11 protein-coding genes are annotated in these 13,230 nt (G+C 74.4%); 8 read left to right on the top strand and 3 right to left on the bottom strand.

Annotation, left to right across the window (positions count from 1 at the left end):
* Window positions 1-11 precede the first annotated feature (11 nt).
* Together AB0946_RS18690 and AB0946_RS18695 are read left to right on the top strand one after the other, a co-directional pair.
* Window positions 12-668, top strand: a complete 657-nt coding sequence (locus AB0946_RS18690) for a response regulator transcription factor (RefSeq protein WP_366761681.1) — start codon at window positions 12-14, stop codon at window positions 666-668.
* 96 nt (window positions 669-764) lie between these two features.
* Window positions 765-1,919 carry an ROK family transcriptional regulator gene (locus AB0946_RS18695; RefSeq protein ID WP_366761682.1) on the top strand — a complete coding sequence of 385 codons (1,155 nt, stop codon included), beginning with the start codon at window positions 765-767 and terminating at the stop codon, window positions 1,917-1,919.
* A 380-nt stretch (window positions 1,920-2,299) separates the two neighbouring features.
* Here the strand turns inward: AB0946_RS18695 and AB0946_RS18700 are convergent, their stop codons facing one another.
* Together AB0946_RS18700 and AB0946_RS18705 are read right to left on the bottom strand one after the other, a co-directional pair.
* Window positions 2,300-3,061: a GntR family transcriptional regulator gene (locus AB0946_RS18700; protein ID WP_366761683.1), complete on the bottom strand. Its 762-nt coding sequence runs from the start codon at window positions 3,059-3,061 to the stop codon at window positions 2,300-2,302.
* A 283-nt stretch (window positions 3,062-3,344) separates the two neighbouring features.
* Window positions 3,345-4,229 carry an RNA polymerase sigma-70 factor gene (locus AB0946_RS18705; protein WP_366761684.1) on the bottom strand — a complete coding sequence of 295 codons (885 nt, stop codon included), beginning with the start codon at window positions 4,227-4,229 and terminating at the stop codon, window positions 3,345-3,347.
* 121 nt (window positions 4,230-4,350) lie between these two features.
* Between AB0946_RS18705 and AB0946_RS18710 the strand changes: the two genes are divergently transcribed.
* The 4 genes from AB0946_RS18710 to AB0946_RS18725 all read left to right on the top strand — a co-directional run bounded on the left by AB0946_RS18710 (window position 4,351) and on the right by AB0946_RS18725 (window position 9,708).
* On the top strand, window positions 4,351-5,004 hold the full coding sequence (locus tag AB0946_RS18710; protein ID WP_366761685.1) for an NAD(P)-binding domain-containing protein: 654 nt from the start codon (window positions 4,351-4,353) through the stop codon (window positions 5,002-5,004).
* Between the two features lie 139 nt (window positions 5,005-5,143).
* On the top strand, window positions 5,144-5,974 hold the full coding sequence (locus tag AB0946_RS18715; RefSeq protein ID WP_366761686.1) for an alpha/beta fold hydrolase: 831 nt from the start codon (window positions 5,144-5,146) through the stop codon (window positions 5,972-5,974).
* 117 nt (window positions 5,975-6,091) lie between these two features.
* Window positions 6,092-7,678 (top strand): alkaline phosphatase D family protein, encoded by a 1,587-nt coding sequence (locus AB0946_RS18720; protein ID WP_366761687.1) that lies wholly within the window; start codon window positions 6,092-6,094, stop codon window positions 7,676-7,678.
* A gap of 617 nt (window positions 7,679-8,295) precedes the next feature.
* Window positions 8,296-9,708 carry a GNAT family N-acetyltransferase gene (locus AB0946_RS18725; protein WP_366761688.1) on the top strand — a complete coding sequence of 471 codons (1,413 nt, stop codon included), beginning with the start codon at window positions 8,296-8,298 and terminating at the stop codon, window positions 9,706-9,708.
* 24 nt (window positions 9,709-9,732) lie between these two features.
* Here the strand turns inward: AB0946_RS18725 and AB0946_RS18730 are convergent, their stop codons facing one another.
* Window positions 9,733-10,935, bottom strand: coding sequence for a PLP-dependent transferase (locus AB0946_RS18730; RefSeq protein WP_366761689.1), 1,203 nt, complete (start codon window positions 10,933-10,935; stop codon window positions 9,733-9,735).
* Window positions 10,936-10,995: 60 nt separating this feature from the next.
* Between AB0946_RS18730 and AB0946_RS18735 the strand changes: the two genes are divergently transcribed.
* Window positions 10,996-11,481, top strand: a complete 486-nt coding sequence (locus tag AB0946_RS18735) for an Lrp/AsnC family transcriptional regulator (protein WP_171158473.1) — start codon at window positions 10,996-10,998, stop codon at window positions 11,479-11,481.
* Between the two features lie 53 nt (window positions 11,482-11,534).
* On the top strand, window positions 11,535-13,226 hold the full coding sequence (locus AB0946_RS18740; protein WP_366761690.1) for a DUF885 domain-containing protein: 1,692 nt from the start codon (window positions 11,535-11,537) through the stop codon (window positions 13,224-13,226).
* Window positions 13,227-13,230 lie beyond the last annotated feature (4 nt).

Genomic DNA, 13,230 nt, shown 5'->3' on the forward strand with positions numbered 1-13,230 from the left:
ACGCTGGCCGGATGCCGGTGACCGTACTCCTCGTCGACGACGAACCCCTGGTCCGCGCGGGTCTGCGGGCCGTGCTGGAGGCGCAGCCCGACATCGAGGTGGTGGGGGAGGCGGCCGACGGCGCGGCCGTCATCCCGCTCGTGCGGCGACTGCGGCCGGACGTGGTCGCCATGGACGTACGGATGCCCCTGATGGACGGCATCGAGGCCACGCGCGCGGTGCTGCGCACCGTTGCGGAGCCACCGAAGATCCTGGTGGTGACCACCTTCGAGGACGACGAGTACGTGTACGAGGCGCTGCGCGCGGGCGCCGACGGGTTCCTGCTGAAGCGGGCCCGCCCGGCCGAGATCGCGCACGCGGTGCGGCTGGTCGCGGAGGGCGAGTCGCTGCTGTTCCCGGCGTCCGTACGGCGCCTCGCCGCCCGGTACGGCGACGGCGCCCGGCCGGCGCGGACCGTGCTGGAGCGTGCCCGGCTCACGGAGCGGGAGGCGGAGGTGCTGCGGCTGATGGCACGGGGGCTGTCGAACGCGGAGATCGCCGCCCGGCTCGTGGTGGGCGCGGAGACGGTGAAGTCTCATGTGAGCGCCGTGCTGGCCAAGCTCGGCGCGCGCGACCGCACCCAGGCGGTGATCGCGGCCTACGAGTCCGGGTTCGTGGAACCGGGGTGAGCGAGGGCCGGCCGCGGGCGGGGCCGGGCACTCGCCGGGGGCGGACCGGGCCGAGTACGATCCGGCCAACACGGCCGCGAGCTGGGAGGACGGACGGTGGGGCAGCTGACCGGTGGCGATCCCTCGCTGCTGCGAAGGATCAATTCCGCGGTGGTGCTGCACGCGCTGCGTGCCACGGACTGCGCGACGCTCACCGAGATCACCCGCGTCACCGGACTGTCCCGGCCGACCGTGGAGGGCGTCGTGGAGGGCCTCATCGAGGGCGGACTCGTCGTGGAGGCGGCGGCCGAGGACGGCGCGCGGCGGCAGGGCCGGCCCGCCCGGCGGTTCCGGTTCCGGGCCGAGGCGGGGCACCTGCTGGGTCTGGAGATCGGTCCGCACCGGGTCGCCGCGCTCCTGTCCGACCTGGACGGGCGGGTGCTGGGCGCGCAGGCCAAGGAGGTCGACGAGACGGCTCCGGCGGACGAGCGGCTGGACCGGCTGCGCGGCGCGGTCGCGGAGCTGCTGCGCCGGGCCGGGGTCGCGCGCAGCTCGCTGCGGGCGGTGGGCGTGGGCACGCCGGGCATCGTGGAGGCGGACGGCACGGTACGGCTGAGCACGGCCCTGCCGCAGTGGACGGGCCTGAAGCTCGGGGAGCGGCTGAGCCGTTCCTTCCGGTGTCCGGTGCTGGTGGAGAACGACGCCAACGCGGCGGCGGTCGCCGAGCACTGGAAGGGTGCGGCGAGCGAGACGGACGACGTGGTGTTCGTTCTGGCGGGGCTGAGCCCGGGGGCCGGTTCGCTGATCGGCGGGCGGCTGCACCGGGGGTACGGCGGGGCGGCCGGGGAGATCGGCGCGCTGCACCTGCTGGGCCGGGAGGCGAAGCCGGAGGCGCTGCTGTCCACCACCGACGAGCCGCTGCACCCGCTGGACGAGCAGGCGGTCGCCGAGGTGTTCGCGCTGGCGCGCAAGGGTGACCAGCGGGCGCGGGCGGCTGTCGAGCGGTTCATCCAGCGGCTGGTGCACGACGTGGCCGCGCTGGTGCTGGCGCTCGATCCGGAGCTGGTCGTGATCGGGGGGTGGGCGGCCGGTCTGGACGGCGTCCTGGAGCCGCTGCGGTGCGAGTTGGCCCGCTACTGCCTGCGGCCGCCCCGGGTCGCGCTGTCCATGCTGGGCGAGGCCGCCGTGGCCACGGGGGCGCTGCGCCTGGCTCTCGACCATGTGGAGGAGCAGTTGTTCGCGGTCGACGGCACGGTGACCGCGCGCCGGTGAGCGAGGCGTCCGGCACCGCGCGCGCCCGGCGGTGGGACAGCGGGGCGCCTGGCGCGGCGATCGCCGCGCGGCGCGGCGGTCGTGCCGGATACGGCAGCTGCCGCCCGGAGGGGTGATCCGGCTTCTGCCCGGTGTCAGGGCCCTGCGCAGCGCGGCGTCCGCCGGTGCGCAGGGCCCTGACGCGCAGAGCGGCTGACCGCGTAGGGCGGCGCCAACAGATCCAGTGGCCCACCGCGTAGGCGGCCCCACCAGGTCCAGCCGCCCACCGCCGTGGCCGTCGTATCGGAGACGCGGTGGCCTCGTCGCCGGCCGCGTCCCCCGCCGCGGGGCCGCACTGACTGAATGCGGCCCTCGCCCCTGGGCCGGTTGCCCGCCCGGCGTCAGGACGCCCGCTTCTCCGGGTCGTGGTGTATTTCCACTCCGGCCGACTCACCGAAGGTCAGCCGGCAGGTGTCGGCGCGGTAGGTCGCGACCGAGAGCGCCGCGGTACGGCCCTGGACGAAGAAGCGCGTGGTGACGACGAGGACGGGTGAGCCGGGGAGCCGGTCGAGTTCCTTGGCGTCGTCCGCGCGCGCGGAGCCGAGCTCGACGGCGCGGTCCTCCCCCTCCAGCGGCAGGTGCTGCAGCTCGCGCAGCACCGCACGCGCGCGCGCCGCGCCGGACGGGGCGTCGATCGCGGTCAGGCCGGGCACGGAGGCCGCCGGGATGTAGAGCAGTTCGGTGGCGACCTGCTGGCCGTGGGACATGCGGGAGCGGCGCACGGTGTGGACGGACTCGTCCGCGCCGGTCTCCAGGGCCGCGGCGACGGCGGCGGGCGGTGGCGCCTGGACGCTGTCGAGGGGCTGCCAGGCGTCTCCGGCGGCGCCGGGCCAGGTGTGCTGCTCGGTGCCGACGGCCACGCCCACGCGCGGGGGCGCGACGGTCGTGCCGACCCCGCGGCGGCGCTGGAGCCGGCCCTCCAGCTCCAGCTGTTCGAGTGCCTGGCGGAGCGTGGCGCGGGCCACGCCGAAGCGGGCCGCGAGATCACGCTCGTTGGGCAGGATCTCGCCGACCGAGAACTCGGAGTCCAGTGCCTCGGTGAGCACGGTCTTCAGATGCCAGTACTTCGGTTCCGGTACCGATTCCAGCTGCGTGGTCCCCACCCTGTCCTCCGCAAGAGCCGTGGTCCGGCGGTTTTTAGCGCCCTTGTTTATTAAAGGTTGTTGCACTTCTCTGCGACGATAGGGCGGCCGTCACCCTTGGTCAAGACCAATCCTCGGTCCCCGCGTGAACAGTCGGGCGGTCCGCACGCGCAGCGTTCACGCGGCGTTCGTGTGCGGCGGTGCGTGTGACACCGCGGCAAAGCTCCCGTCGCACGGCGCAGCTCGCGTCGCACGACGGAGCCCCCGCCGGACGACGGGGGCTCGGGCGCGCGCGGGCGGTGGCTCAGTGGCCGGTGAGGTGCCGCAGCTTGTCGGGGTTGCGGACGACGTAGACGGCGGTGATGCGGCCGTCGGCGACGTCCACCTGGAGGAGGCTGTCGGGCTTGTCGCCGGACAGGAGGAGGAGGGCCGGACCGCCGTTGGCCTCCAGGAGGCGGTAGGAGATGTCCGCGGGGGCCGAGCGCGCGGCGCCGACGAGGAAGCGGCCGACCTTGTCGGCGGTGTGCAGGACGCGCACCGGCGCCTTGGCCTTGCCGCCGCTGTCGCCGACCAGCCGGACGTCCGGGGCGAGCAGGGACATCAGCCCCGCGAGGTCGCCCTCGGAGGCGGCGGCGAGGAAACGTTCGGTCAGGTCCCGGCGCCGGACGGGGTCGACCTCGTACCGGGGGCGTCCTTCCGCCACGTGCCGGCGGGCGCGCCCGGCGAGCTGCCGTACCGCCGGCTCGGCGCGGTCGAGCAGCTCGGCGATCTCGGCGTACGGGTAGCCGAACGCCTCCCGGAGCACGAACACGGCCCGTTCCAGCGGGGACAGCGACTCCAGGACGACCAGGACGGCCAGGGAGACCGTGTCGGCGAGCACCGCGCGGTCCGCGCTGTCCGGTGCGGTGTCGGCGAACTCGGTGAGGTACGGCTCCGGCAGCCACGGCCCGACGTACGCCTCGGCACGCGACCGCACCTGGCGCAGCCGGTCGATGGCCAGCCGGGTGGTGACGCGCACCAGGTAGGCGCGCGGTTCGCGGACCGCCGCGCGGTCGGCCTGGTACCAGCGCAGCCAGGCCTCCTGGACCACGTCCTCGGCGTCGGCGACCCGGCCGAGCATGCGGTACGCGACCCCCATGAGCAGGGGCCGGTGCTCTTCGAACACATCGGTGGCGAGGTCGGCGGTCACGGGTCCATCCCAGCCGACACGTCGTGCCCTGTCCACCCGGAATGCCCGGCTCCAGGAGCGGTCCGGATCACAATGACCGCGGGCCGCCGGCGGTCGGCGGCCGGTGACCGTGAGGTGGGCGATGCGGTACGCGGTGCTGGGCACGGGCGAGGTGGGCCGCACGCTGGCCGGCCGGCTGCTGGAGCTGGGGCACGAGGTGACCCTCGGGTCCCGCTCCCGGGACAACCCGGTGGCGGTGCAGTGGGCGACGGCCGAGGCCGGCCGGGCGCACGCGGGAACGTTCGCGGACGCGGCCGCGGCGGGCGAGGTGGTCGTCAACGCGGTGGGCGGCCGGGTGGCGCTGGACGCGCTGCGGGCGGCGGGTGCGGAGCACCTGGACGGCAAGGTGCTGGTGGACGTCTCCAATCCACTGGCGTTCGAGGACGGTCAGCCCCGCCTGGACCCGGTGGAGTCGGACAGCGTGGCCGAGCGGATCCAGCGGACGTTCCCGCACGCGCGCGTGGTCAAGACGCTGAACACGGTCAACTGCCAGCTGATGGTGGACCCACGGCGCGTCCCGGGCGACCACCACGTGTTCGTGTGCGGGGCGGACCCCGACGCCAAGCAGCAGGTGACAGCGCTGCTCGGGGAGTTCGGCTGGCCGGCCGGGCGCGTGCTGGACCTGGGCGGCATCCGCTCGGCACGCGCGGTGGAGATGTACCTGCCGCTGTGGCTCGCGCTCTTCGGCCGTTTCGGGAACGCCGACTTCAACGTCGAGGTCCACCGGACGCGTTGAGGACCGCACGACGGGGCCGTGGGGCAGGGCCGCACGACAGGGCCGTACGACGGGCACGAGCCCGGGGGCTACCGGCCGGTAGTAATTGCTGACAAGCTGTCTACGGCGTCCGTCAGCAGCCCAGCCGAGGAGCACCCCCATGTCCGCCACCGTCTCCTTCAAGGTCCCCACCCCGCACGGCCCCCGCGATGTGAGCGTCTCCTACGCGCGCGTGGGCCGCGGCGAACCCCTGGTCCTGCTGCACGGGATCGGCCATCACCGGCAGGCCTGGGACCCGGTCGTGGACATCCTGGCCACCGAGCGGGAAGTGGTCGCCGTCGACCTGCCGGGCTTCGGCGCGTCCCCGGCGCTCCCGGACGGCCTGACCTACGACCTGCCCACCACCAACTCCGTGCTCGGCGCCCTGTTCGAGGCGCTGGAGCTGGAGCGTCCGCACGTCGCCGGCAACTCGCTGGGCGGCCTGCTCGCCCTGGAACTGGGCCGGGAGAAGCTCGTACGGTCCGTCACCGCCCTCTCCCCCGCCGGGTTCTGGTCGGAGGCCGAGCGGCGGTACGCCTTCACGGTGCTGCTCGCGATGCGGGGCATCGCCCAGCGGCTCCCGCTCCCGCTGGTGGAGCAGCTGTCCCGCACGGCGGCCGGCCGTACCGCACTGACCAGCACCATCTACGCCCGTCCCGCCCGCCGTTCGCCGGAGGCGGTGGTCGCCGAGACGCTCGCGCTCGTCGGCGCCACCGGCTTCGAGGCGACGTTGCGCGCCGGCGCCACCGTCCGGTTCACCGACGACCTGTCGGGCCTGCCGGTCACCGTGGCCTGGGGCACCCGGGACCGGATCCTCGTGCGCCGCCAGGGCGTCCGCGCCAAGCAGCTCATCCCGCACGCCCGGCTGGTGCGGCTGCCCGGCTGCGGCCACTGCCCGATGAACGACGACCCGGCACTGGTCGCGCGGGTCATCCTGGACGGCAGCCGCTGAGCACGGCTGACCGCCCTCCGGCCGGCTGGAGTTCACTTCCGGTTCGTGTGCGCGCCGCGGCGCCCCAGTAGGTGTGGCTCTGCACACTGGCCGGATCCCGTCCCTGGAGGCGCAGCCATGTCCCACCGTCCGCTCCCCGGTCGCCGCAGCGTTCTGCGCGGCTCCCTCGCCGCGTCCGCGGCCCTGACCCTGCCCGTGGGCCTCGGCGCGGCCCCGGCGTTCGCCCGCTCCGGACGGCCCACGGCGGGCTGGGGCGTGCAGACCGGTGACGTGACCGCCGACTCCGGTCTGGTGTGGGTGCGTTCCGACCGTCCCGCCCGGATGATCGTGGAGACCTCGGCCACCGAGTCGTTCCGCGACCCGCGCCGGTGGCACGGTCCGCTGCTGGGCGCCGGCACGGACTTCACCGGCACCACCCGGCTGCACGGCCTGCCCTCCGGCGAGCAGATCCACTACCGGGTGCTGCTCGCCGACCCGGACGACCCGCGCCGCACCGGCGAGCCCGTGACCGGCACCTTCCGCACGGTCTCCCGGCGCCGCCGTGACGGCGTGCGCTTCCTGTGGTCGGGCGACCTGGCCGGCCAGGGCTGGGGCATCAACCCCGACGTCGGCGGCTACCGCATCTACGACGCGATGGCGAAGCTGGACCCGGACTTCTTCCTGTGCAGCGGCGACAACATCTACGCCGACGGCCCGATCACCGCCACCCAGGCGCTGCCCGACGGCAGCACCTGGCGGAACATCACCACCGAGGAGAAGTCGAAGGTCGCCGAGACCCTCGCCGAGTACCGGGGCAACTTCCGCTACAACCTGCTCGACGCCAACCTGCGCCGCTTCAACGCCCAGGTGCCCGCGATCATCCAGTGGGACGACCACGAGGTGCGCAACAACTGGTACCCGGGCGAGGTCATCGCCTCCTCCGACACCCGGTACACCGAGAAGAGCATCGACGTCCTCGCCGCGCGCGCCCGGCGGGCGTTCAGCGAGTACTTCCCCCTGTCCACGCTGCGTCCCGGCGCCAAGGAGGGCCGCGTCTACCGCGTGCTGCGCCAGGGCCCGCTGCTGGACGTGTTCGTGCTCGACATGCGGACCTACCGCAACGCCAACTCCCCCGACGACCAGACCGTGGACCCGCAGGGCATCCTCGGCCGGGAGCAGCTGGAGTGGCTCAAGCGGGAGCTGGCCCGGTCGCGCGCGGTGTGGAAGGTGATCGCCGCCGACATGCCGCTCGGCCTCGTCGTCCCCGACCCGGTGGAGAACAGGCCGAACTTCGAGGCGGTGGCCCAGGGCGACCCGGGCGCCCCGCTCGGACGGGAACTGCAGATCGCCGAACTGCTGCGCTTCATCAAGCACCGGCGGATCACCGGCACGCTGTGGCTGACGGCGGACGTGCACCACACCTCCGCCCAGCACTACCAGCCGTCCCGGGCCGCGTTCACCGACTTCGAGCCGTTCTGGGAGTTCGTCTCGGGACCGCTGAACGCGGGCGCCTTCCCGGCCAGCGCGCTGGACGGCACGTTCGGCCCGGAGCGGGTGTTCGTGAAGGCTCCGACCGCGTCGAACGTCTCGCCCGCGGGCGGCTACCAGTTCTTCGGCGAGGTCGACATCGACGGGGACAGCGGCGAGCTGACGGTACGGCTGCGGGAGCAGGACGGCACCGTGCTGTTCACCCAGACGCTCCAGCCGGGCCGGGTCGGTCAGTAGCCGGCGACATCGGCGGGCCGTCGCCAGGGGCCCCGGACGCCTCGGACCGCGCCGCGCGTCGGTGCCGTCTTCCGGTACGCGGCCCGGCGCCGCGCCTGCCGGCGTGCGGATCGTCGTGGAGCCGGGGGCCCCGGAGCGTGGGCGGACTTCGGGAACGAGGCGATACGTCGGCACGGAGCGGCGGGGCCGGACGCCCTGCTGGTGCTTACCGCGCGCTGCTCCGACGAGGGGCGGTGAAGGTGCGACGGCCGGTGCGGGAGGTGCTCCGCCACGCCTTGCCCGTGCCGTCGGCGCGTCTCGCGACCGCCTGCCCGCAGGCGGCTGCCGTGGCGGCCGGGAGTCCACCTCCCGGCTGCTCACCCAGGTGCGGCGACTGCGGGCCGGCCTCGCCTGCCCCGGACAACGACGCCCGCGCCCGCTACCCCCGCCGCGCTTCCGCTTCGCCCCCGTCCCGCCTCCGCCTGCGCCTGTGCTTCCGCCCCCGATCCCGCCGCCGCCCCGATCCCCTCCCGCCCCCACGGCCAGTGGAAAATGCAACAAAGAGGACGGAAGCATGCTTTACCCATCGGTCACAATCAGTTCGTGATCACGCAACACCCTTCCTTCACAGTGGCTGCATGACTCCAGACATTCCTGATGTGACCCGGGCGAGGCACGGGCGGCCCGTGCACCACTGGCGGCGGGACGTCGTCGAGCTCGCCGCGCTGTTCACCGCCGTGGCCGTCGCGGACGCCGTGGCCAACCTGATCGGGCACGGGCCCGACGGCCCGGCCCTGCTGATGATCTCGGCCATCGTGCTGGCCGCGACGGCGGGCTTCCACGTGTGGTGGTCACGCCGCCATGGACACGCCCCGCCGGTGAGCGATACCGGTGCCCGGACGGCCGCCGCGGCGCGGCCCGCCGGGCCTTCCGAGCAGCCCGCCGCCGACGAGGTCGCGGGCGTGCTGTGGCGGATGCGGACCACGGTGAAGGACGAGCCGGGCTCCCTCGCCGCCCTGTGCACGGCGCTCGCCGAGCGGCGGGTGGACATCCTCAGCCTGCAGACGCACCCGCTGGCCGACGGCACCGTGGACGAATTCCTGCTGCGGGCGCCGGGCACGCTCGTGGCGGCCGAGATCACCCGCGCGGTGGCGCAGGCCGGCGGCACGGCCACGTGGATCGAGCGGGCGGACGCCCATGACCTGGTCGACGCGCCCACCCGGGTGCTCGGGCTGGCCGCCCGCACCGCCCTGGACACCGCCGAACTGCCGCTCGCGCTGCGCCAGCTGCTGGGCCGCTGCACGATCCGGACGCTGCCCGGCGCACCGGCCGGCGGCGGCCGGGGCCCCGAGCCGGTGCCGGCCGGAGGGGTCCTGGAGGACACCGTGATGCGGCTGCCGGCGCCCGAGGGCGGGGTGCTCACCGTGGAGCGGCCGCATCTGCCGTTCACTCCCACCGAGTTCGCGCGCGCCCGGGCGCTCGTGGAGCTGGACACCCGGCTCGGACCCCGGATCCCGCGCGGTCACGATGTGCTGACCCTGCCCGAGGGCGACCACATCACCGTGCGCCGGGTCGACACCGGGGACCTGGCGGCGGCCCGGGCGATGCACGACCGGTGCTCGCCGCACACCCTCGGCCTGCGCTACAACGGCCCCGTCGGCGACGCGGACCGCTATCTGAACCACCTGCTCAGCCCCCGCTTCGGCCGGACGCTGGCCGCGCAGACCGCGTCCGGCCGGATCGTCGGCCTCGGGCATCTGCTGTGGGACGGCGACGAGACCGAGGTCGCGCTGCTGGTCGAGGACGCCTGGCAGCAGCGCGGCGTCGGCGGTGAGCTGCTCGGCCGGCTGGTGGCGATGGCGGCGGAGGCCGGCTGCGAGAGCGTGTACGCCGTGACGAAGGCGTCCAACACCGGCATGGTCGCCGCGATGCGCGGCCTGGGCCTGCCGCTGGACTACCAGGTCGAGGAGGGCACCCTGGTCATCACGGCCCGCCTGGACCCCACCCCGGTCGCCACCGCGTCCGGCCCCCAGCCGCCCCGCCTCGGCTGACGGCCCCCGTCGACGGTTCCCCCCTCAGCGCACCGCCTCCCGCAGTGGCGTCACCCGGCGTGCGCCGGGGGCGCCCAGGGCCTGGTCCAGGTCGGACCACAGGTCGTCGACGTCCTCCAGGCCCACCGACAACCGCAGGAGCCGGTCGCTGACGCCGGCCCCGCGGCGGTCGTCGGCGTCCACGATGCGGTGGCTGATGGAGGCGGGGTGCTGGATGAGCGTGTCGACGCTGCCCAGGCTGACCGCGGGGGTGACGAGCCGGACCCGGGAGATCACCTCGTGCGGGTCGCCGTGCACCTCGAAGGCGATCATCGCGCCGCCGAGCCGTGGATAGCGGACCCGGGCCACGCGCGGGTCGGCGGCGAGCCGGCGGGCCAGTTCGGCGGCGTTCGCCGAGGCGGCCCGCACCCGCACCGGGAGCGTGGACAGTCCCCGCAGCAGCAGGTAGCCCGCGAGCGGATGCAGGACTCCCCCGGTGGCGAACCGTATCTGCCGTAGCCGCCCCGCGAACTCCTCGTCGCAGGCGACCACCCCGGCCAGCACGTCGCCGTGGCCGCCCAGGTACTTGGTGGCGCTGTGCAGCACCAGCCGGGCCCCCTGCTCGGCCGGGCGTTGCAGCACGGGCGTGGCGAAGGTGTTGTCGGCGAGCAGCGGCACCGAACCGCAGGCGTGCGCGACGGCCCGCAGGTCGAGTTCGGCGAGGGTCGGGTTGGCCGGGGACTCGACCATCACCAGACCGGTGTCCGGGCGCAGCGCGTCCTCGATGCCGGCCGGGTCGGTCCAGGTGACCTCCGTGCCGAGCAGCCCCGCGGTGAGCAGGTGGTCGCTGCAGCCGTACAGGGGCCGTACCGCGACGACGTGGCGCAGGCCCATGGCGGCCCGGGCGAGCAGGACCGCGCTGAGCGCGGCCATGCCGCTGGCGAACGCGACGGCGGACCCGGTGCCCTCCAGCCGGGCGAGGGCGGTCTCGAAGCGGGCGACGGTCGGGTTGCCGAGGCGGCCGTAGACGGGCGGCCCGGCCGGGTCGGCGCCGTCGGTGGCGAAGGCGTCGATGCGGGCGGCCTCGGCACGGCTGTCGTAGGAGGGGTAGGTGGTGGACAGGTCGATCGGCGGGGCGTGCAGGCCCTGGCGGGCGAGGTCGTCGCGGCCGGCGTGCACGGCCTCGGTGGCCAGCGCTCTCGATGCGGTGCGTACGTCGTCGTAGGCACTCGTGCTCGATGTGTCCATGACCGGAAGGGTGAACAGGGAACGGTACCTGGGAGCCGGGTGCCGTGCTACGTTCGGCCGGTGGCCGAATCTGTCGTACTGGATCCGGTCGATCTGCATCTGCTGCGGCTGTTGCAGAACGACGCCCGGACCACCTACCGCGACCTCGCCGCGCAGGTGGGCGTGGCACCGTCGACCTGTCTGGACCGGGTGACCCGGCTGCGCCGCTCGGGTGTGATCCTCGGGCACCGGCTGCGGCTCGACCCGGCGAAGCTCGGGCGCGGTCTCCAGGCGCTGCTGTCGGTGCAGGTGCGGCCGCACCGGCGGGAGCTGGTGGGACCGTTCGTGGACCGGATCCGGGCGCTGCCGGAGGCGCGGTCGGTGTTCCATCTGACGGGGCCCGACGACTACCTGGTGCACGTGGCCGTCGCGGACATGGCCGATCTCCAGCGGCTGGTGCTCGACGAGTTCACGGCGCGGCGCGAGGTCGCCCGGGTGGAGACCCGGCTGATCTTCCAGCAGTGGGAGTGCGGGCCGCTGCTGCCGCCCGGCCACGCCCAGAGCTGAATCCCGGCGAACCCGGATGACGCGGCGATCGTCCTCGTACGAGGATGGGCCGCATGTCTGATACCCAGAGCCCGCTGCCCCGTCAGATCGCCGACGCCTATGTGGACGACCTCGTCTCCCTCGACCCGGTCATCGGTACGTACCTCGGTGTGAAGGAGAGTTCGAGCAGGCTGCCCGACTACTCGCCGGCCGGTCGCGAGGCCCTGGCCGAGCTGGCACGGAACACCCTCGCGAAGCTGGACGAGGCCGAGCGGCGGCCCGGTGCGGACAGCGACGCCGAGCGGCGCTGCGCGCGGCTGCTGCGGGAGCGGCTGACCGCCGAGATCGCCGTGCACGAGGCGGACGAGCACCTGCGGGCGGTCGGCAACATGAGCACGCCGGGCCACTCGGTGCGGGACATCTTCACGGTCACCCCGGCGGACACGGAGGAGGACTGGGCGGCGATAGCCGAGCGCCTGCGCGCGGTGCCCGGCGCGGTCGCGGGTTACCGCGCGTCGCTCGAACTCGGCCTGGAGCGCAAGCTGTTCGCCGCTCCCCGGCCGACCGCCACGTACATCGGCCAGCTCACCGAGTGGACGGACACGGACGGCACGGGCCGCGGCTGGTACGAGGACTTCGCCGCCGCGGGTCCGCAGGCGCTGCGCGCGGAGCTGGACGAGGCGGCGCGTGCGGCGACCGGCGCCCTGGTGGAGCTGCGGGACTGGCTGCGGGACGTGTACGCGCCGGCGATCGAGGGCGCCCCGAACGTGGTCGGCCGGGAGCGGTACGCGCGCTGGGCCCGCTACTTCAACGGCACGGACCTGGACCTGGACGAGGCGTACGCGTACGGCTGGGCGGAGTTCCACCGCATCCTCGGCGAGATGAGGACGGAGGCGGAGAAGATCCTGCCCGGCGCGGAGACGCCCTGGGCGGCGCTCGCGCACCTGGACGAGCACGGCCGGCACATCGAGGGCGTGGACGAGGTCCGGGAGTGGCTCCAGGGCCTGATGGACAGGGCGATCGAGGAGCTGGACGGCACGCACTTCGAACTGGCCGAGCGGGTGCGGAAGGTGGAGTCGTGCATCGCCCCGCCCGGTGGTGCGGCGGCGCCGTACTACACGGCCCCGTCCGAGGACTTCTCCCGGCCGGGCCGCACCTGGCTGCCCACGATGGGCCAGACCCGCTTCCCGGTCTACGACCTGGTCTCGACGTGGTACCACGAGGGCGTGCCCGGCCACCACCTCCAGCTCGCGCAGTGGGCGCACGTGGCCGAGAACCTCTCCCGCTACCAGGCGACGGTCGGCGGGGTCAGCGCCAACGCGGAGGGCTGGGCGCTCTACGCGGAGCGGCTCATGGACGAGCTCGGGTACCTGACGGGTCCGGAGGAGCGGCTCGGTTACCTGGACGCGCAGATGATGCGGGCGGCCCGGGTGATCGTTGACATCGGCATGCACCTGGAGCTCCCGATCCCGGCGGACTCGCCGTTCCACCCCGGGGAGCGGTGGACGCCCGAGCTGGCCCAGGAGTTCTTCGGCGCGCACAGCAGCCGTCCGGCGGACTTCGTGGAGAGCGAGCTGACCCGGTACCTGACGATCCCGGGCCAGGCGATCGGCTACAAGCTCGGGGAGCGGGCGTGGCTGCTGGGCCGGGAGAAGGCGCGCGAGCGGCACGGTGACGCGTTCGACCTGAAGGCCTGGCACATGGCGGCACTGTCGCAGGGCTCCCTCGGCCTGGACGACCTGGTGGACGAACTGTCCCGGCTGTGACGCC

The sequence above is a fragment of the Streptomyces sp. NPDC046870 genome (genome assembly GCF_040704595.1).
In the GTDB taxonomy this organism is placed as follows: domain Bacteria; phylum Actinomycetota; class Actinomycetes; order Streptomycetales; family Streptomycetaceae; genus Streptomyces; species Streptomyces argyrophylli.

What these genes read in the sequence shown, in the direction of transcription:
- AB0946_RS18710 (WP_366761685.1), top strand. Translation starts at nt 4,351, where the DNA reads ATGCGGTACGCGGTGCTGGGCACGGGCGAGGTGGGCCGCACGCTGGCC.
- AB0946_RS18715 (WP_366761686.1), top strand. Translation starts at nt 5,144, where the DNA reads ATGTCCGCCACCGTCTCCTTCAAGGTCCCCACCCCGCACGGCCCCCGC.
- AB0946_RS18720 (WP_366761687.1), top strand. Translation starts at nt 6,092, where the DNA reads ATGTCCCACCGTCCGCTCCCCGGTCGCCGCAGCGTTCTGCGCGGCTCC.
- AB0946_RS18690 (WP_366761681.1), top strand. Translation starts at nt 12, where the DNA reads ATGCCGGTGACCGTACTCCTCGTCGACGACGAACCCCTGGTCCGCGCG.
- AB0946_RS18740 (WP_366761690.1), top strand. Translation starts at nt 11,535, where the DNA reads ATGTCTGATACCCAGAGCCCGCTGCCCCGTCAGATCGCCGACGCCTAT.
- AB0946_RS18725 (WP_366761688.1), top strand. Translation starts at nt 8,296, where the DNA reads ATGACTCCAGACATTCCTGATGTGACCCGGGCGAGGCACGGGCGGCCC.
- AB0946_RS18730 (WP_366761689.1), bottom strand. Translation starts at nt 10,935, where the DNA reads ATGGACACATCGAGCACGAGTGCCTACGACGACGTACGCACCGCATCG.